Below are 17,171 nucleotides of genomic sequence, written 5' to 3'. Positions count from 1 at the left end.
CCGATGGATTCCGGGTTCGCGCTACGCGCGTCCCGGAATGACGATTGGAGAGAGTGTTCATTCATCGCAGCACGATCACATCTTCATCCGGCTTGTTCGCATAGAGCCGCTCCACCAGCGCGGCGCGGCGTTCCAGGGCGGCGCGCTGGTTGATGTAGCCCTTGTCGGTGAGCTCGTTGCCGTCGATCGAGGGCGGCTCGACCATCAGCATCGCGCGTGCGATGACGCGGCTGCTGGCGCCTTCGCACTCCCGGTTATGCGCTTCCAGGCCGCGCCTGAAGCAGGCGACCACGTCCGGATGCCTCACCGCATCGGCAAAGCTCAGATCGGGATTGCCGGCGAGCTGGCGGCAGGCGTGCAAGTTCGGCCAGGCCAAGAGGCCGATGAAGGGACGGTCCTGCCCCGCGATCAGCGCGTCGTGCACGACTGGCGTTGCTGCGGCGATCGCATCGGTCCGCAGCGAGCCGACATGCACAAAGGTGCCGGTGGTGAGCTTGAAGTCTTCGACCACACGACCGGCAAAGATGATGCCTTGCACCGGATCGGCATCGTCAACGAAGATGCCGGCATCGCCGATGCAGTAGAATCCTTCCTCGTCGAACATCTTCTTGGTCAGCTCCGGCTGGCCGAAATAACCGGGCGTGACGTTGACGCCGCGCAGGCGCAATTCGTATTTCGAGCCGCAGGGCACCATCTTCAACTCGACGCCGGGGAACGGCAGGCCGATCAGGCCGACGCGCTCGGTGTCCCAATAGGTGCCGGTCGAGGTCGGCGCGGTTTCGGTCGAGCCCCAGCCCGTATAGAACACGATGCGCTCGCCGGTGGTCTTCACCGCCAGCGCTTGCATGCGCTCGTAGAGATCGTCAGGCAGCCGCGCGCCGCCATAGGCCATGATCGAGAGGTTCTTGAAGAAGGAGCGGCAGAGCGCGTCGTCCTTCTCCATGGCGGCGGCGAGCGCGGCATAGCCGGCGGGCACGTTGGCGTAATAGGTCGGCGAGATCTCACGCAGATTGCGCAGCGTCTCCTCGAACTGGCCGGGCATCGGGCGGCCGTCGTCGATATAGAGCGTGCCGCCGTCGACCAGGATCGGATGGAACGCGGCATTGCCGCCCATGGTGTGATTCCAGGGCATCCAGTCCAGCATGGTCGGGATCGGCCCGTTCGGATCGCGCGGCCGCACCTGCATCATCATCGCGGCATTGGCGCACATCATCTCCTGCGTGTTGATGACGGCCTTGGGCATGCCGGTCGAGCCTGACGTGAACAGCAGCTTGCCGACGGTCTGCGGCGTGATCTTCGCGATAGAGGCCTCGACATCGGCCGTGACAGGGGTTGCCGCGAGCTCCGCGAAACTGACGCTCTTGATGCCCTCGCAGGGCCGCGCGACGTGAACCACGCTGACGCCGCTGAGGTCGAGCGCCTTCAGCGCCTTCTCGAAGGTCGGCCCGTCCTGTACCATCACCACGGCCGGCTTGATCAGGTCGAACAGGTACTTCAGCTTGACGTGGTCGTGGCTCATCAACGAGTAGGCCGGCGACACCGGCGCTGCCGGGACGCGCGCCTGCATCGCGGCCTGCGTCATCAGCGCATGCTCGATCGAATTGCCGGAGAGGATCGTGACGGGCCGGCCGTCGAGCTTAAGATTGAGCAAGCCTTGCGTCAGCGCGTCCACAATGCGCTTGGCTTGCCCATAGGACACCTTGCGCCATTCGCGGTTCGGACCGCCGCGCTGTGCCAACCAGATGCGCTCGGGTGCTTCCTTCGCCCATTTCGCCAGCGAGGCCGGGATGTGCTTCTCATAAGGCTGCAGCGGTATGCGTGACTTCAGCACCACCGTGCCGTCGGCGCGGCGCTCGACGTCGATGTCGCGCGCGAGCCACTGGACCTTGCGAAAGGCGGGCTTCGTCATCACCGCCGCCGCGTTTCCACTCATTTTGCGTCTCCCGGAATTATTGTCCTTTGCGGATCTTCGTGGTTCAGCGCCTGATATAGACAGGCTTTCGCTTCTCAAGGAAGGCCCTGATGCCTTCCGAAAACTCTTCCGAGCGGCTGCACAGGACCTGGTTGCGATCCTCCATCGCGATCGCGGCTTCGAGCGAGCCGGCATCGACGCTCATGTTGAGGCATTCCTTGGATAGCCGCAGGCCCACGGGCGAGGCCGTCATCATCGCCTCGAGGTAAGGCTCGGCCGCATCATCGAGCTTGTCCTCGTCGACGACCTCCGAGACGAGGCCGACCGCAAGCGCGCGCTCGGCGCCGATGAAGCGTCCGGTGAGGATCAGCTCGGATGCGACGGAGACGCCGACGAGGCGCGGCAGAAAATAGCTGGTGCCGATGTCGCAGCCGCCGAGCCCGAGCTTGATGAAGGCGCAATTCATCCGCGCCGATCTCGTCGCGATGCGGATGTCTGAGGCCAGCGCCAGCGCAAAACCGCCGCCGGCGGCCGCGCCCTGCACCAGCGCCAGGATCGGCTGCGGGCATCGCCGCATCAGCATCACGATGTCGGCGATGCGCCGCTGCGAATCCAGCGACTCCGTGACGCCGGGTGGCTCCTGCTGTCCGGCCCGGCGCGCCATCGCGGCCTTGAGATCGAGGCCGGCACAAAAATTCTTGCCGGCGCCCTTGAGCACGACGACGCGCGTGTCGCGATTGCGCTGCAGGCCCTGGAAATAATCGTTGAGCGCATCGATCAGGGCAGGATCGAGTGCGTTGAGGTGCTCGGGCCGGTTGAGCGTCACCCGGTCGACGCCGTCGTCATGCTCGATCAGCAGCGGATGGGACATGAGGCCTCGCACTTTCTTACCACACGAAGACCGTCTCTCACCCTCCCCTGGAGGGGGAGGGTCGGCTCACATGGAGCGCAGCGAAATGTGAGCCGGGGTGGGGTGACGGTCTCTCCGCTTGAGACGCTGCCCGTGTAGAGAGATCACCCCACCCCGCTCGCGCTTCGCGCGATCGACCCTCCCCCTCCAGGGGAGGGTAAAACGAGCGCCGCTTACCGCGGCGCCATGCGGATGGCACCGTCGAGGCGGATGGTCTCGCCGTTCAGCATCGGGTTCTCGACGATGTGCACCGCGAGCATGCCGTATTCGGCGGCGTCACCGAGCCGCGAGGGATGCGGCACCTGGGCGCCCAGGCTCTTGCGAGCCTCTTCGTTCAGACCCATCAGCAGCGGCGTAAAGAACAGGCCGGGCGCAATGGTGTTGACGCGGATCTTCTGGCTGGCGAGATCGCGCGCGGCCGGCAGCGTGAGGCCGACGACGCCGCCCTTCGACGCGGAATAGGCGATCTGGCCGATCTGGCCTTCGTAGGCCGCGACCGAAGCCGTGTTGATGATGACGCCGCGCTCTTCGCCGACGGGCTCGATCGTGACGAGGCGCTCGGCGAACAGACGCAGGCAGTTGAATGTGCCGATCAGATTGACGTTGATGATGCGCGCGAACTTTTCGAGCGGATAGACGCCGTCGCGGCCGACGATGCGCTGCGAGCCACCGATGCCGGCGCAGTTCATCAGCACGCGGGCGACGCCGTGTGCGGCTTCCGCTTTGGCAATCGCAGCCTTGATCTGCTCCTCGCTGGTGACGTCGGCATGCAGCGCGACGCCCTTCACCTCGGCGGCGACCTTCTCGGCGTTTTCCTTGCTCTGATCGATCACGCCGATCTTGGCGCCCTTGGCCGCCATGGCGCGGGCGGTCGCGGCACCAAGGCCCGAGCCACCGCCGGTGATGAGAACGGCTACGTCTTTCAACTGCATCTTAGGACCTCTCCTTGGTTGTTGTTCGCGAATGGCGAGTAGCGAATGGCGAATAAAGCGCAGCCCATTGGCTATTCGCTATTCGCTATTCGCCCATTCAGTATTCCGCCGCAGATCAGCGTTTCCATGTGCTTGATGTATTGCCGGCAGACATCGTCGGTGACCGGGCCGACGCCGGTCGCGCGGGACATCGCGTGCCGGCCGAAGAACAGGTGATCGCAGGCGCCGATCAGGCTGGTGTAGAACAGCACCGGATCGGTCTGGCGGAATTCGCCGCGGCTGACGCCTTCGGCCAGCAGGCGGCGGTGGAAGTCCAGAAGCGGCGCAACGAAGAATTTCGAGACTTCGTCGGCAGAGCTCGCGCTGGTCTCATGCAAGAGATAGTGGATCAGCCGGTTCATATAAGGGAACCGGTGATAGGCGCGGATGATGCCGGCGATGTGCAGCTTCAACTTCGCCGTCGACGAGATCGGCTGTGCCAACAGATATTCGAGATTCGACATCTCGGTCGCGGCATCGCGCGCGAGCAGCGCCAGCAACAGGCCGTCCTTGTTGCCGAAGTGATATTTGACCAGCGCGGCGTTGGCGCCCGACTTCTGCGCAATGTCGGAGAGCGAGATCTCGATCGAGGCACGCTCGATCATCAGCTCGCTCGCGGCCACCAGCAATTTCTCTGCCGTGGAATTTTTCCCGCCGGGGAGCCTGTTCGGTACGCTGGTAGCCACGGAGATCCCTGTTTGGCCGCTGGAGCGGGGCGCAGATAAGCGCAAGCAGCGCCTCATCACAAGAGTTAATTGATCGATTGACTAAACGATGGTCCGCCTCTTAAATCCGCCCCGACAACCCAATCCAAAACAATCATGGGAGAGACCGAAATGGCCGAGGCTTACATCGTCGCCGCTGCGCGCACCGCCGGCGGGCGCAAGGGGGGCCGCCTCGCCGGCTGGCATCCGGCCGATCTCGCCGCCAAGGTGCTGGACGAGCTGGTCGACCGCACCAAGGTCGACCCGGCCCAGGTCGAGGACGTGATCATGGGCTGCGTCATGCAGGTCGGCGAGCAGTCCAATAACGTCGCGCGCAATGCGGTGATGGCCTCGAAGCTGCCGGAAAGCGTGCCCGGCACCTCGATCGACCGCCAGTGCGGCTCCTCGCAGCAGGCGCTGCACTTCGCCGCGCAGGCGGTGATGTCAGGTGCGATGGACGTCGTGATCGCCGCCGGGGTGGAATCGATGACGCGGGTGCCAATGGGCCTGTCGTCGCAGCTGCCGGCCAAGAACGGCTTTGGCACTTACAAGAGCCCGGGCATCGAGAAGAAGTATCCGAACATCGTGTTCAGCCAGTTCACGGGCGCGGAGATGATGGCGGAGAAGTACGGCCTCTCCAAGGATGAGCTCGACGAATATTCCTACCAAAGCCATCAGCGCGCGATCGCGGCGACGCAAGGAGGCCACTTCAAGAAGGAGATCGTGCCGCTCGAGATCACCCGCGCCGACGGCAGCAAGGACACCCACCACATCGACGAAGGCATCCGCTTCGATGTCACGCTCGACGGCATCAAGAGCGTCAAGCTGATTGCCGAGAACGGCAAGCTGACCGCGGCCAGCGCCAGCCAGATCTGCGACGGCGCCTCCGGCGTCATGGTGGTGAACGAGAAGGGCCTGAAGCAGCTCGGCGTCAACCCGCTCGCCCGCGTCCATCACATGACCATGACGGGCGGCGATCCCGTGATCATGCTCGACGCTCCCTTGCACGCCACCAAGCGCGCGCTGGAGAAGGCCGGCATGAAGATCGGCGACATCGACCTGTTCGAGGTCAACGAGGCCTTCGCCTCGGTGCCGACCGCGTGGCTGAAGACCACCGGCGCCGATCCGGAGCGTCTCAACGTCAACGGCGGCGCCATCGCGCTCGGCCATCCGCTCGGCGGCTCCGGCACCAAGCTGATGACGACGCTGGTCCACGCCCTGCACCAGCGCGGCAAGCGCTATGGCCTGCAGACCATGTGCGAGGGCGGCGGCATGGCCAACGTGACGATCGTGGAACGGCTGTAAGAAAAAGCAAAAGCGAGCAGTGAGTGGCGAGTAGCGAATGGTGAGTAGGCGAAGAGCGGTTTGCCCTTCTTCCTATTCGCCACTCGCTACTCGCCATTCGCGTTTTGAGGAAACGCCATGACCCACCCCTCCATCCACGCCAAGACGACGCCCGACAAGATCGCCTACCGGATGGCCGGGACCGGCAAGGCGATCACCTATCGCGAGCTCGACGAGCTCTCGAACCAGGGCGCGCAGCTGTTACGCTCGCTGGGCCTCAAGGCCGGCGACCACATCGCGCTGTTGATGGAGAACCGCCTCGCCTTCATGGAGCTCTGCTGGGCCGCACAGCGCAGCGGGCTCTATTACACCGCGATCAGCCGCTACCTGAAGCAGGACGAGATCGACTATATCATCGCCGATTGCGGCGCCAAGGTCGTGATCACCACGCCGAAATGCGCCGACCAGATCAAGGGCCTGATCAAGGGCGCACCCGGCGAGCCGATCTTCTACATGATGGACGAGCCGCTGCCCGGCTTCCGCTCCTACGACAAGGAAGCCGCCGCCCAGCCAACCACGCCGATCGCCGATGAGGTCGCCGGCTACGACATGCTGTATTCGTCCGGCACCACCGGCCGCCCGAAGGGCATCAAGAAGGCTTTCGAAGGCAACAGGATCGACGTGCCGAACGCCTTCCTGCGCGTGCTCTGCGCCGACATGTGCGGCATGAGCGCGGAGAGCACTTATTTGTCGCCGGCGCCGCTCTATCACGCGGCGCCCTTGCGCTTCAACATGATGGCGATCGTGCTCGGCGGCACCTCGATCATCATGGAGCATTTCGATGCAGAGGAATTCCTGAAGCTGGTCGAGAAATACAAGGTGACGCAATCGCAGCTGGTGCCGACCATGTTCGTGCGCACGCTGAAGCTGCCGGAGGAGGTGCGCGCCAAGTACGACGTTTCCAGCCTGAAGGGCGCGATCCATGCCGCTGCGCCCTGCCCGGTCGACGTCAAGGCCAAGATGATCGAATGGTGGGGACCGATCCTGATCGAGTATTACGCCGGCTCGGAAGGCAACGGCGTCACCGTCTGCAACTCGAAAGAATGGCTGGCGCATCGCGGCAGCGTCGGCCGTGCCGTGGTCGGCAAGATCAAGATTCTGGACGAGAACGACGAGGAACAGCCGGTCGGCGAGATCGGCACCGTCTACTTCGCCGACGCGCCCGCCTTCACCTATCACAACGATCCCGAGAAGACGAAGAAGGCCTACAACGCCAGGGGATGGTCGACGCTCGGCGATGTCGGCTATCTCGACAAGGACGGCTTCCTCTACCTCACCGATCGCAAGTCCTACATGATCATCTCCGGCGGGGTGAACATCTATCCGCAGGAGACCGAGGACGTGCTAATCACGCACCCTGAGGTCGCCGACGTCGCGGTGTTCGGCGTACCGAACGAGGAGATGGGCGAAGAGGTCAAGGCGGTGGTGCAGCCCCACGATATGAGCCGCGCCGGCAAGGCGCTGGAGGCCGATTTGATCGCCTATTGCAAGGGCCGCCTCTCCGCCATCAAGTGCCCGCGCTCGATCGATTTCGAAGCTGAGCTGCCGCGCACGCCGACCGGCAAGCTGGTGAAGCGGCATTTGCGCGATCGGTACTGGCCGAAGGCGGCGGCGAAGATTTGAGGCGCTTCTTCTTACCCTCCCCTGGAGGGGGAGGGTCGCTGTGCATGCAGCGAAGCGGAATGCGTAGCGGGGTGGGGTGATCTCTCCACACGAGACACTGCCCGAGTGGAAAGAGCACCCCACCCCGCTCGCGCTGCGCGCGATCGACCCTCCCCCTCCAGGGGAGGGTGGAAGCACCTCAATCAAACAAACTCGGCGTGTGGTTCACCAGCGCGCCTTCGATCTCCAGCATCTTCAGCTTGGTGACCACGCCGCCATTCGCGGAGAAGCCGCCGGGCTTGTTGCCGGCCGCCAGCACGCGGTGGCAGGGCACCACGATCGGGCACGGGTTGCGGCCGAGCGCCTGGCCGACGTCGCGCGACAGCTGGACGCCGCCAAGCTGTTTTGCGATATCGCCATAGGTGACGGTCTTGCCGGGCGGAATGGTGCGGGCGATATCGTAGACGCCGCGATTGAACTCGGGCACGCCGTCGAGGTCGAGCGGGATGTCGGTGAGATCGTCCGGCTCGCCCGCGAGCAGTCTCGTCATGCGGTTGATCGCCTCTCGCACCTCGGCGGTCGGCTCGGTCTCGACCGCGTCGGCATGGCGCTGGCTGATACGGGTGCGGATCTTCTGCTCGCCGCCCATCGGCAATTGCGTGCCGTTGATGCCGCGCGGGCCCCAGGCGATGGCACACAGGCCGATCCTGGTGTCGAACAGGGCAAAATGCTGGTCGGTCATGGCTTGGTTCCTGAATTGCTTCGTTGCAGGCCCCACTTTCATCTCGCGCCAAATCTAGGCTTGGAAATAGTTGCGATCCACCCGGTTTCCGGGAATCTTGCACAGGCGTTCCAATCCTCTCTCGCGAGTCATCATGCAGAGCCTCCACGTCAACGGTTACGACATGCCTTATCTCGACGTGGGCGAAGACAGGAACCGTCCGCCTCTGGTGTGCGTGCATGGATCGCTCAATGACTTTCGCGTCTGGGGCTGCGTGCTGGGGCCGCTGACACAGCGGCACCGGGTGATCGCCGTCAGCCTGCGGCACTTCTTCCCGGAAAAATGGGACGGCGTCGGAGACACCTATTCGATCGCGCAGCATACCAGCGACGTCATCGCCTTCATCGACAAGCTCGATCTCGGGCCGGTCGATTTGATGGGCCATTCCCGCGGCGGCCATATCTGCTTCCGCGTGGCGCAGCAGCGGCCCGATCTCTTGCGCCGGCTGATCCTCGCCGAGCCAGGGGGCGAGCTCGATGCCAGCCTTGATCCGGATTACGTCGGCGGCCCTTCGCCGCTGCTGGCGCGCTTCACGGCCTCAGCCGAGAAGATCGCGGCCGGCGATGTCGATGGCGGCCTCGCCGTCTTCGTCGACACGCTGGAAGGCCCCGGCACCTGGCCGCGGCTACCGGCGATGGTGAAGCAGAACCTGCGCGACAACGCCTATACCCTGATCGGCCAGGTTCGCGACAACCGCCCGCCGTTCTCTAGGGCGGACGCGGAGGCGATCAAGATGCCGACGCTGTTCATCCTGGGCGCGCGGACCAAGGGCCTGCTGCCGAAAGTGCTGCATGCGCTCGCGGCGCATGTGCCCTATTCCAAGACGGCGATCATCCCGAATGCAACGCATCCGATGTTCGAACAGGCGCCGCAGAAATATTCCGAAGTGGTGCTGGATTTTCTGGCGAGCTGACCATGCAAAGCTTCCGCGTCAACGGTTACGACATGGCCTATCTCGAAGTCGGTGAGGGCCCACCGCTGGTTTGTGTGCACGGCACGTTAGGTGATTTCCGCACCTGGTATTCGGTGCTCGGTCCGCTGTCGAAATCCCATCGCGTGATCTCGGTCAGCCTGCGGCATTTCTTTCCCGAGCATTGGGACGCCGTCGGCGACGATTACAAGATGGCGCAGCACGTTGCCGATACGATCGCCTTCATCGAGCAGGTCAAGCCCGGCCCCGTCGACCTGATGGGCCATTCGCGTGGCGGACACATCGCCTTCCGCGTGGCGCAGGCGCGGCCTGATCTGTTGCGCAAGCTGGTGCTGGCCGAGCCCGGCGGCGATCTCGATGCATCCCTGCCTGTGCCGGAGGGCACGCCGGCGCATCCGCCGCTGGCGGCGCGCACGGCGCGATCGGTCGAGATGATCCGCGCCGGCGATCTCGAGGGCGCGCTGCGGAATTTCTACGAAGGCATCGAGGGCGACGGCTCCTGGCGGCGCGTGCCGGCCGCGGCGAAGCAACAACTGCGCGACAACGCGCTCACCTTTCTCGGCCAGATCAACGAGCAGCGCCGGCCCTACACGCTGCGCGATGCGCAGGCGATCAGGACGCCGACGCTGCTGATCGGCGGCGGCGCCACCAGCGGCAGCCTGTCGGTGATGTGGCGCGTGCTGGCCGCGCACATCGCGGGCGCCGAGACGGCGGTGATCGCGAACGCCGGCCACTGGATGTTCGAGCAGGCGCCGCTCGAGTTCGGCGAGGTGGTAAACAGATTCCTCGCGAAGTAGCTCATACCTTCCAGACGCCGACGGGCATTTTGATCGTCGCGTTCAGGCGGTTCCACACGTTGATCGTGGCGATCGCGACGATCAGTGTGGCGAGCTCGCGCTCGTCGAAGTGCTTGGCGGCTTCGTTCCAGATCGCATCGGGTACCGGATTCTCGCGATCGGCAAGGCGCGTGACGGCTTCGGTCAATGCCAGCGCGGCGCGCTCGGCGTCGGTGAAGTAGGGCGCATCGCGCCAGGCGGACACGGCGAACAGGCGCTCGTCGGTCTCGCCGAGCTTGCGGGCGATCTTGGGATGCATGTCGACACAGACGCTGCAACCGTTGATTTGGCTGGCGCGCAGGTGCACCAGTTCGAGGAGTTTTTCCGGCAGACCCTGCTTTGTCAAATTGCCGAGGGACTGAAGGACATTCATGGCCTCGGGGAGGACCATGACAGGGTGTTTCATGCGGGCGTGCATCATGTTGCGTCTCCATCTGTCGAATTTCGAAGGTTCCGGTCACATCGGCCGGATGGGCTTCGTCATGGGCTTGACGGATCGCGACGAGGGAATGTGACCGATGACCGAACAAAATTTTCTCGCTGAACAGTTCGAGGCAAGCAGGGACCATTTGCGTGCGGTCGCCTACCGCATGCTGGGCTCGCGCGCCGAGGTCGACGATGCCGTGCAGGAGGCCTGGCTGCGGGTCAGCCGCTACGACCTGTCCGAGATCGCGAATTTGCGCGGCTGGCTGACCACGGTCGTCGCGCGCATCTGCCTCGACATGCTGCGGGCCCGGAAATCGCGTCGCGAAGATCCGATGGGTCCGCACGTGCCCGAGCCGGTCGACGATACAAGCGAGCGCGAGGCGGAGCTGGCCGATTCCGTCGGCGCGGCGCTGCTGGTCGTGCTGGAAACGTTACGGCCCGCGGAGCGGCTCGCCTTCGTGCTGCACGACATGTTCGCCGTCCCGTTCGAGGAGATCGCGCCGATCGTCGGACGCTCGGTCGATGCCTCGCGGCAGCTGGCGAGCCGCGCCCGGCGGCGCGTGCAGGGCGCGCCGGTGCCCGAGACAGATCTGGCGCACCAGCGAAGGATCGTCGACGCATTTCTTGAAGCGTCGCGCGAAGGCAATTTCGAAGGGCTGCTCGCGGTGCTCGATCCCGACGTCGTATTCCGCGCCGATCAGGCGACGGTACGGCTCGGCTCGCTGGCGGAGATCCGCGGCGCGGAGGCTGTCGCGCAGCTCTACAAGGGTCGCGCCCAGGCCGCGCGCACGGCGCTGGTCGATGGCGAGATCGGTGTTGCCGTCATCCTCGGCGGACAGCTGCGTATTGCGCTGCGCGTGACGTTCGTGGGCGAGCGGATCGGGGCCATCGAGGCGGTGGCCGATTCGGAAGAGATCGCCGCGATGGAGGTGGAGGTGCTGGATGGCTCAGATCCAGACCCATTATCGCGAAAACAACCCCATGCACAGTAGACGGGCTCAGCAGAATCAATGGCTTATCCGAGTGACGTGAAGCCGTTGGATCGCCATAGGATGCGGCTTGACGCTCCACCTGACCAAGCGTAACTTCGAATACGGAATTCCGTATTCCCTATGACGAGCTGTTGGAGCTGCCGGCGTGATCCCTCTCGACCCGCTCCCGAACCTGATCGACCAGGTCTATACGCGGATCCTGGAGGCGATCTCCGACCGCACGCTTCAGCCCGGCCAGCGCATCCGGCAGAACGAGCTCGCCGACCGGCTCGGCGTGTCGCGCCAGCCGGTGTCGCACGCGCTGCATCTGTTGCACCGGCAGGGCCTGGTCGCCGAGAGCGGCCGCCGCGGCTTTGAGGTGACACAGCTCGATCCCGCGCGCATCCGCCAGCTCTACGAAGTGCGCGGCGCCATCGACGCGCTCGCGGCCCGGCTTGCCGCTCAGCGCGCGGCCAGCGACGCCGCGGGGCGCGCGCGATTGGAGGCAGCGCTCGCCACCGGGCGCCGCAGCGACCGCAACACGACGCTTTCCGGGCTCATCGCGCTCGATGTCGATTTTCACCGCGCGATCTATCAGCTCGCCGGCAATCCTGTGATCGAGGAGACCATGGCGCCGCAATGGCCGCACATGCGGCGCTCGATGGCGACGGTGCTCTCCGAGCTCGATTATCGGACCAAGGCCTGGGCGGAGCATGCCGATATTGCCGAATACATTCTGAGCGGCAACGCGAAGGCGGCCGAACGCGCCGCGCTCGCGCACGCGCAGACGGCAGGACGGATGACCGAGGAGAGATTGCGGGCGACGGAGGAGGCGGCGGCGTAGCGACAGCCTGCCGTCATTCCGGGGCGACGCGTAGCGTCGAGCCCGGAATCCATCGGGCGGCAGAGACTGCGGAGAAATGGATTCCGGGTTCACGCTACGCGTGCCCCGGAATGACAACAAAAACAAACCAAGGAGGACGACCCATGAAACTGTCCCGGGAGCAACTGGAGTTCTTCCACCGCGAGGGCTGGCTGTTCCTGCCCGAATTGTTCACCCAGGAGGAGGTCGACCTGCTCGCGCGCGAGGCGGTCGCCATTTACGAGGCCAACCGGCCGGAGGTCTGGCGCGAGAAGAGCGGCGCGCCGCGCACGGCCTTTGCCGCGCATCTCTACAACGAGGCGTTCGCGATCCTCGGCGCGCATCCGCGCATGATCGAGCCGGTCGAGCAGGTGTTCGGCGAGCCCGTCTACATGCACCAGTTCAAGATCAACGCCAAATCGGCGTTCACCGGCGACGTCTGGCAATGGCACCAGGATTACGGCACCTGGAAGCGTGACGACGGCATGCCGGAGCCGCGCGCGATGAACATCGCGATCTTCCTCGACGAGGTGATGCCGATCAACGGCCCCTTGATGCTGGTGCCGCGCAGCCAGAACGCCGGCGATCTCGAAGCTTCGCACGATCTCGCCACCACCTCCTATCCGCTGTGGACGCTGGACGAGGAAACGGTGACGCGCCTCGTCAAGCAGGGCGGCATCGTCGCGCCCACCGGCAAGCCCGGCGGCATGCTGATGTTCCACGGCAATCTCGTGCACGGCTCCAGCGGCAACATCACGCCCTACCCGCGCAAGATCGTGTACCTGACGCTGAATGCAGTCTCGAACTATATCCGCAAGCCGACGCGGCCGGACTACATCGCGCATCGCGACTTCACGCCGATCAAGACGGTGGACGACGACGCGCTGCTGCGGCTGGCACGAGCGCCGCGGCAGGCGGCGGAGTAGACTGAGTCTCGTGCCCCGGACGCAGCGCAGCGCTTCTTCAGCGGTGCGCTGCCGAGCCGGGGCCCAGGCCACACGGATAGCTTTTCTTTCTGGGTCCCGGCTCTGCGGCGCAGCGTTGCACGCTGCACCTTGTCCGGGACACGATAGGTGTCCCCCATGAACCTCTTCCGCCTCCTCCAGGCCCGCGCATCCGCCGGCAAGCCCGTTCGGGTCGCGTTGATCGGCGCCGGCAAGTTCGGCTCGATGTTCCTGGCACAGGTGCCGCACACGCCGGGGCTTCAGGTGCCCATCATCGTCGACATCGACCGCGACCGGGCGCGCGAGGCCTGCCGCAGCGTCGGCTGGGACGCCGAGCGCATCGCCGCCACCGTGTTCACCGATGACGGCGTGCGCGCCATCGCCGGCGGCGCCATGGACGTGGTGGTTGAGGCGACCGGCAATCCCGCCGTCGGCATCCGCCACGCGCGCGCCGCGATCGCCGCGGGCAAGCATATCGTGATGGTGAATGTCGAAGCGGACGTGCTGGCGGGCCCGCTGCTCGCCGAGGAAGCGCGCAAAGCCGGCGTGGTCTATTCGCTGGCTTATGGCGACCAGCCGGCACTGACCGCGGAGATGGTCGATTGGGCCCGCGCCACCGGCTTTCACGTCGTTGCCGCCGGCAAGGGCACGAAGTACCTGCCGGCCTATCACGACGTGACGCCCGACGGTGTCTGGCAGCATTACGGCCTGACCGCGGGCGAAGCGCAGTCGGCCGGCATGAATCCGCAGATGTTCAACTCGTTTCTCGACGGGACCAAATCGGCGATCGAGATGGCCGCGATCGCCAATGCCTGCGGCCTCGACGTGCCCGCGGACGGCCTGTCGTTTCCGCCCTGCGGCGTCGACGATTTGCCGCATATCCTGCGGCCACGCTCGCGTGGCGGTGTGCTGGAGCGATCCGGTGTCGTCGAAGTCGTCTCCTCCCTCGAGCGCGACGGCAGGCCGGTGTTTCGCGACCTGCGCTGGGGCGTCTATGTCGTGCTGGAAGCGCCAAACGACTATGCCGCCGACTGCTTCCGGCAATATGGCCTGAAAACCGATTCCAGCGGACGCTTCGCCGCCATGTACAAACCGTATCATCTGATCGGGCTCGAGCTGAACATCTCGGTGCTGTCGGCCGCGCTGCGGGGCGAGCCCACCGGGCAGCCTTACGGCTTCCGCGGCGACGTCGCGGCCGTGTCCAAACGTAACTTGCGCGCCGGGGAGATGCTCGACGGCGAAGGCGGCTACACGGTATGGGGCAAGTTGATACCGGCGGCCGCGAGCCTCAAGGCCGGCGCCCTGCCTATCGGGCTCGCACATCGCCTGAAGCTGAAGCACGACGTCGCCCATGGCACGTTGGTACGCTGGAGCGATGTCGAATTCGACCTGGGCAACGAAACGGTGAAGGCGCGCAAGGCCATGGAAGCGGCGTTCGCACCGCAGCATTGATCGGCGCAGGCGGCCCCGCAACCAAAGTGCGCTTGATTTGCGGTTCCCCTTTGGTCATCCTGACCACGATCCGGGAATACTGAATTTCGGACACCAAGAAACGTCGGCCAGCGGCGGAGACGAAAGCGGCAGCAAGACCGCGATTCCTCGTCGAGGACACGACATCACAGGAGGGATACGCATGGAACGTCGTAAATTCCTGACGGCAGGCGGGCTGGGCCTTGCCGCAAGTGCCGTCGCTGCGCCGGCGATCGCGCAATCGATGCCTGAGGTGAAATGGAGGCTGGCGGCGAGCTGGCCGAAGTCACTCGATACGCTCTATGGCGGCTGCGAATATTTCTGCAAGCGCGTCGCCGAGATCACCGACAACCGCTTCCAGATTCAGCCGTTCGCGGCCGGTGAAATCGTGCCGGGCCTGCAGGTGCTCGACGCCGTCTCCAACGGCACTGTCGAGATGGGCAACACGGCGCTCTATTATTATTGGGGCAAGAACCCGGCCTTTACTTTCGGCACGGCGCTGCCGTTCGGCCTCAACACGCGTCAGCACATCTCCTGGCTGCAATGGGGCGGCGGACAGGATCTCCTCAATGATCTCCTGAAGGAGCACAAGGCGATCGGCATCCCCACCGGCTCGACCGGCGCGCAGATGGGCGGCTGGTTCCGGAAGGAGATCAAGTCGATGGCCGATCTGCAAGGGCTGAAATTCCGCGTCGGCGGATTCGCCGGCACGATCATCGCCAAGGTCGGCGGTGTGCCGCAGCAGATCGCGGGCGGCGACATCTATCCTGCATTGGAGAAGGGCACGATCGACGCGGCCGAATGGGTCGGTCCCTATGACGACGAGAAGCTCGGCTTCGTGAAGGTCGCAAAGTACTATTATTATCCGGGCTGGTGGGAAGGCACCGGTCAAGGCCACAACGTCATGAATCTGGAGAAGTGGAACGCCTTGCCGAAGCACTATCAGGCTGCGGTCGAGAGCGCTTCGCGCGACACCTTCACTTGGGTCACGGGCAAGTACGATGCCCTCAACCCGCCAGCCCTGAAGCGGCTGCTGGTCGCCGGAGCCATCCTCAAACCGTTCCCGCAGGAAGTGCTCGAGGGTTGCTACAGCGCGGCGAACGAGATCTACGCCGATCTCGCCAAGAACAATCCGCATTTCGGCAAGATGTATGCGAGCCTCGCCGCGTTTCGCAGCGAGTCGCTCGCGTGGATGCAGGTGGCAGAACTCAGCTTCGATACCTTCATGATGCGGATGCGGACGCGGACGTAAGCGCATCGCGCTGCACGCGACGAAACGACGAAAGCCCCGGAGATGTCTCCGGGGCTTTTTTCGTCGTCTTGAAGAAGGACCGCTCGTTGAGGCAGAAGCATAACGCCCCTCACCTCCTGCGGACCTCGTTTCCAAAGCATCCTTTCCGTCGACGCAATGGCGCTGTAGGGATGATCAAGCGTCTTCGCGACGGTCTCAACTCGAAGGTTCCTCATGGCTGAGGTCTTGCTGTTTCACCACGCACAAGGGCTGACTCCGGGCGTGCGCGCGTTCGCCGATGATTTGCGAGCCAGCGGTCACACCGTGCACACGCCGGACCTGTTCGATGGACGCACCTTTCAGACCATCGACGACGGTCTTGCCTATATTCGCGAGGCCGGATTCGAACAGGTGCGCGAGCGCGGCGTGCGCGTCGCCAACGAATTGCCTTGCGAGCTTGTCTACGCCGGGTTTTCGTTCGGCGTGCTGCCAGCACAGAAGCTTGCGCAGACGCGGGCCGGAGCTCGCGGCGCGGTGCTCTTCTCCTCTTGCCTGCCGATTAGTGGACAATGGGCCTTCGGCCCCTGGCCGGACGGCGTCGCGGTCCAAATCCACGGGATGAACAATGACCCCATCTTCGTCGGCGAGGGCGACATCGATGCCGCCCGCGAGATCGTGGCGAAGGTCAAGGACGCCGAACTCTTCCTGTATCACGGCGATCAGCACTATTTCGTCGATCGGTCGCTCCCGTCCTACGACCCGGATGCGGCCGCGCTGCTAACCAATCGCGTGCTTCAGTTCCTGGACCGCGTCTGATCCGTGCCGGCGTCTGGCTAGTCTAAGCGGGATGGCAGGTTGAATCGACTGTCGCGGCTCGTTCACCTCTCCCGCTTGCTTAGGCCGCCTTTGGCGGCCGTCATCTTAAACGACGCCGAGGCAAAGCCTCGGCTATGTCGAAGCGCCGGGTGAGGGCTTTCTCTTCTTGGGGATTGTCCCATTGCGGAAGCACCCTCTCCCCAACCCTCTCCCGCAAGCGGGAGAGGGAGCGCACCTCCGTCGTTGCGCGATCAAACCTCAATTCATCGCGCACTAGAGGCGATGGTTTGGCGCGTCATGAAGGCACCACTGGGTTCTTCAGTTCTCATCGTCGCCGAGCGCGGCAACCAACTTGTCGTAGTACTTGGCGACGAGATCGATGTTGCCTTTGTTCTCGACCGGCGGCACCGGCGTCTTGAGCGCCTGGTTGAGCTCGTCGAGGGCTTCTTTCTTGTCCTTG

At 64.6% G+C, this 17,171-nt stretch carries 17 protein-coding genes (1 of these 17 running past the window's edge); 10 read left to right on the top strand and 7 right to left on the bottom strand.

The genetic code is table 11. The features are described 5' to 3' along the window. Window positions 1-61: 61 nt before the first annotated feature. From HZZ13_RS21810 to HZZ13_RS21795, 4 genes are all read right to left on the bottom strand, one after another. Window positions 62-1,933, bottom strand: a complete 1,872-nt coding sequence (locus HZZ13_RS21810; protein ID WP_197961585.1) for an AMP-binding protein — start codon at window positions 1,931-1,933, stop codon at window positions 62-64. A gap of 43 nt (window positions 1,934-1,976) precedes the next feature. Next, the gene (locus HZZ13_RS21805; protein WP_197961584.1) at window positions 1,977-2,783 is read right to left on the bottom strand and encodes an enoyl-CoA hydratase/isomerase family protein; all 807 of its coding nucleotides are present in this window, start codon (window positions 2,781-2,783) and stop codon (window positions 1,977-1,979) included. 212 nt (window positions 2,784-2,995) lie between these two features. Continuing rightward, window positions 2,996-3,754, bottom strand: a complete 759-nt coding sequence (locus HZZ13_RS21800; protein ID WP_128939966.1) for an SDR family NAD(P)-dependent oxidoreductase — start codon at window positions 3,752-3,754, stop codon at window positions 2,996-2,998. Between the two features lie 71 nt (window positions 3,755-3,825). Beyond that, window positions 3,826-4,536: a TetR family transcriptional regulator gene (locus tag HZZ13_RS21795; protein WP_246504520.1), complete on the bottom strand. Its 711-nt coding sequence runs from the start codon at window positions 4,534-4,536 to the stop codon at window positions 3,826-3,828. Between the two features lie 93 nt (window positions 4,537-4,629). Between HZZ13_RS21795 and HZZ13_RS21790 the strand changes: the two genes are divergently transcribed. Continuing rightward, window positions 4,630-5,802 carry an acetyl-CoA C-acetyltransferase gene (locus tag HZZ13_RS21790; RefSeq protein WP_197961582.1) on the top strand — a complete coding sequence of 391 codons (1,173 nt, stop codon included), beginning with the start codon at window positions 4,630-4,632 and terminating at the stop codon, window positions 5,800-5,802. Window positions 5,803-5,919: 117 nt separating this feature from the next. Then, window positions 5,920-7,464 (top strand): acyl-CoA synthetase, encoded by a 1,545-nt coding sequence (locus HZZ13_RS21785; RefSeq protein WP_197961581.1) that lies wholly within the window; start codon window positions 5,920-5,922, stop codon window positions 7,462-7,464. A gap of 178 nt (window positions 7,465-7,642) precedes the next feature. On the opposite strand, the gene HZZ13_RS21780 is transcribed toward HZZ13_RS21785, so the two are convergent. Beyond that, window positions 7,643-8,185 (bottom strand): methylated-DNA--[protein]-cysteine S-methyltransferase, encoded by a 543-nt coding sequence (locus tag HZZ13_RS21780; protein WP_197961580.1) that lies wholly within the window; start codon window positions 8,183-8,185, stop codon window positions 7,643-7,645. Between the two features lie 133 nt (window positions 8,186-8,318). On the opposite strand from HZZ13_RS21780, the gene HZZ13_RS21775 reads away from it, so the two are divergent. Continuing rightward, complete coding sequence (locus HZZ13_RS21775) at window positions 8,319-9,137, top strand: alpha/beta fold hydrolase (RefSeq protein WP_197961579.1); 819 nt, start codon at window positions 8,319-8,321, stop codon at window positions 9,135-9,137. A gap of 2 nt (window positions 9,138-9,139) precedes the next feature. Beyond that, the gene (locus HZZ13_RS21770; protein ID WP_197961578.1) at window positions 9,140-9,952 is read left to right on the top strand and encodes an alpha/beta fold hydrolase; all 813 of its coding nucleotides are present in this window, start codon (window positions 9,140-9,142) and stop codon (window positions 9,950-9,952) included. A 1-nt stretch (window position 9,953) separates the two neighbouring features. Here the strand turns inward: HZZ13_RS21770 and HZZ13_RS21765 are convergent, their stop codons facing one another. Beyond that, window positions 9,954-10,409: a carboxymuconolactone decarboxylase family protein gene (locus tag HZZ13_RS21765; protein ID WP_197961838.1), complete on the bottom strand. Its 456-nt coding sequence runs from the start codon at window positions 10,407-10,409 to the stop codon at window positions 9,954-9,956. Window positions 10,410-10,509: 100 nt separating this feature from the next. Between HZZ13_RS21765 and HZZ13_RS21760 the strand changes: the two genes are divergently transcribed. The 6 genes from HZZ13_RS21760 (at window position 10,510) to HZZ13_RS21735 (ending at window position 16,711) form a co-directional block, all read left to right on the top strand. Then, window positions 10,510-11,409 (top strand): sigma-70 family RNA polymerase sigma factor, encoded by a 900-nt coding sequence (locus tag HZZ13_RS21760; RefSeq protein ID WP_197961577.1) that lies wholly within the window; start codon window positions 10,510-10,512, stop codon window positions 11,407-11,409. A 145-nt stretch (window positions 11,410-11,554) separates the two neighbouring features. After that, window positions 11,555-12,232: a GntR family transcriptional regulator gene (locus tag HZZ13_RS21755; protein WP_197961576.1), complete on the top strand. Its 678-nt coding sequence runs from the start codon at window positions 11,555-11,557 to the stop codon at window positions 12,230-12,232. Window positions 12,233-12,375: 143 nt separating this feature from the next. Beyond that, window positions 12,376-13,176 carry a phytanoyl-CoA dioxygenase family protein gene (locus HZZ13_RS21750; RefSeq protein WP_197961575.1) on the top strand — a complete coding sequence of 267 codons (801 nt, stop codon included), beginning with the start codon at window positions 12,376-12,378 and terminating at the stop codon, window positions 13,174-13,176. 156 nt (window positions 13,177-13,332) lie between these two features. Beyond that, window positions 13,333-14,646: an NAD(P)H-dependent oxidoreductase gene (locus tag HZZ13_RS21745; RefSeq protein ID WP_197961574.1), complete on the top strand. Its 1,314-nt coding sequence runs from the start codon at window positions 13,333-13,335 to the stop codon at window positions 14,644-14,646. Window positions 14,647-14,827: 181 nt separating this feature from the next. Further along, window positions 14,828-15,916, top strand: coding sequence for a TRAP transporter substrate-binding protein (locus tag HZZ13_RS21740; protein ID WP_197961573.1), 1,089 nt, complete (start codon window positions 14,828-14,830; stop codon window positions 15,914-15,916). Window positions 15,917-16,129: 213 nt separating this feature from the next. After that, complete coding sequence (locus tag HZZ13_RS21735; RefSeq protein ID WP_197961572.1) at window positions 16,130-16,711, top strand: dienelactone hydrolase family protein; 582 nt, start codon at window positions 16,130-16,132, stop codon at window positions 16,709-16,711. 318 nt (window positions 16,712-17,029) lie between these two features. Here HZZ13_RS21735 and HZZ13_RS21730 read toward each other — a convergent pair whose 3' ends face one another. Next, window positions 17,030-17,171, bottom strand: partial view of a hypothetical protein gene (locus HZZ13_RS21730; protein ID WP_197961571.1) — the 3' portion only. It continues 455 nt past the right edge of the window; the window shows 142 of its 597 coding nt (coding positions 456-597); its start codon lies off the right edge, out of view; its stop codon occupies window positions 17,030-17,032.

The organism is Bradyrhizobium agreste, from assembly GCF_016031625.1.
Taxonomy (GTDB): domain Bacteria; phylum Pseudomonadota; class Alphaproteobacteria; order Rhizobiales; family Xanthobacteraceae; genus Bradyrhizobium; species Bradyrhizobium agreste.
The sequence above is the reverse complement of the archived record's forward strand: the minus strand, read 5'-3'. Positions and strand labels throughout refer to the sequence as shown.

Bases quoted from the DNA above. Each gene is read 5' to 3' on its own strand.
- HZZ13_RS21740 (WP_197961573.1), top strand. From the start codon at position 14,828: ATGGAACGTCGTAAATTCCTGACGGCAGGCGGGCTGGGCCTTGCCGCA.
- HZZ13_RS21790 (WP_197961582.1), top strand. From the start codon at position 4,630: ATGGCCGAGGCTTACATCGTCGCCGCTGCGCGCACCGCCGGCGGGCGC.
- HZZ13_RS21805 (WP_197961584.1), bottom strand. From the start codon at position 2,783: ATGTCCCATCCGCTGCTGATCGAGCATGACGACGGCGTCGACCGGGTG.
- HZZ13_RS21800 (WP_128939966.1), bottom strand. From the start codon at position 3,754: ATGCAGTTGAAAGACGTAGCCGTTCTCATCACCGGCGGTGGCTCGGGC.
- HZZ13_RS21770 (WP_197961578.1), top strand. From the start codon at position 9,140: ATGCAAAGCTTCCGCGTCAACGGTTACGACATGGCCTATCTCGAAGTC.
- HZZ13_RS21810 (WP_197961585.1), bottom strand. From the start codon at position 1,933: ATGAGTGGAAACGCGGCGGCGGTGATGACGAAGCCCGCCTTTCGCAAG.
- HZZ13_RS21780 (WP_197961580.1), bottom strand. From the start codon at position 8,185: ATGACCGACCAGCATTTTGCCCTGTTCGACACCAGGATCGGCCTGTGT.
- HZZ13_RS21775 (WP_197961579.1), top strand. From the start codon at position 8,319: ATGCAGAGCCTCCACGTCAACGGTTACGACATGCCTTATCTCGACGTG.
- HZZ13_RS21785 (WP_197961581.1), top strand. From the start codon at position 5,920: ATGACCCACCCCTCCATCCACGCCAAGACGACGCCCGACAAGATCGCC.
- HZZ13_RS21750 (WP_197961575.1), top strand. From the start codon at position 12,376: ATGAAACTGTCCCGGGAGCAACTGGAGTTCTTCCACCGCGAGGGCTGG.
- HZZ13_RS21765 (WP_197961838.1), bottom strand. From the start codon at position 10,409: ATGCACGCCCGCATGAAACACCCTGTCATGGTCCTCCCCGAGGCCATG.
- HZZ13_RS21795 (WP_246504520.1), bottom strand. From the start codon at position 4,536: ATGAGGCGCTGCTTGCGCTTATCTGCGCCCCGCTCCAGCGGCCAAACA.
- HZZ13_RS21760 (WP_197961577.1), top strand. From the start codon at position 10,510: ATGACCGAACAAAATTTTCTCGCTGAACAGTTCGAGGCAAGCAGGGAC.
- HZZ13_RS21735 (WP_197961572.1), top strand. From the start codon at position 16,130: ATGGCTGAGGTCTTGCTGTTTCACCACGCACAAGGGCTGACTCCGGGC.
- HZZ13_RS21745 (WP_197961574.1), top strand. From the start codon at position 13,333: ATGAACCTCTTCCGCCTCCTCCAGGCCCGCGCATCCGCCGGCAAGCCC.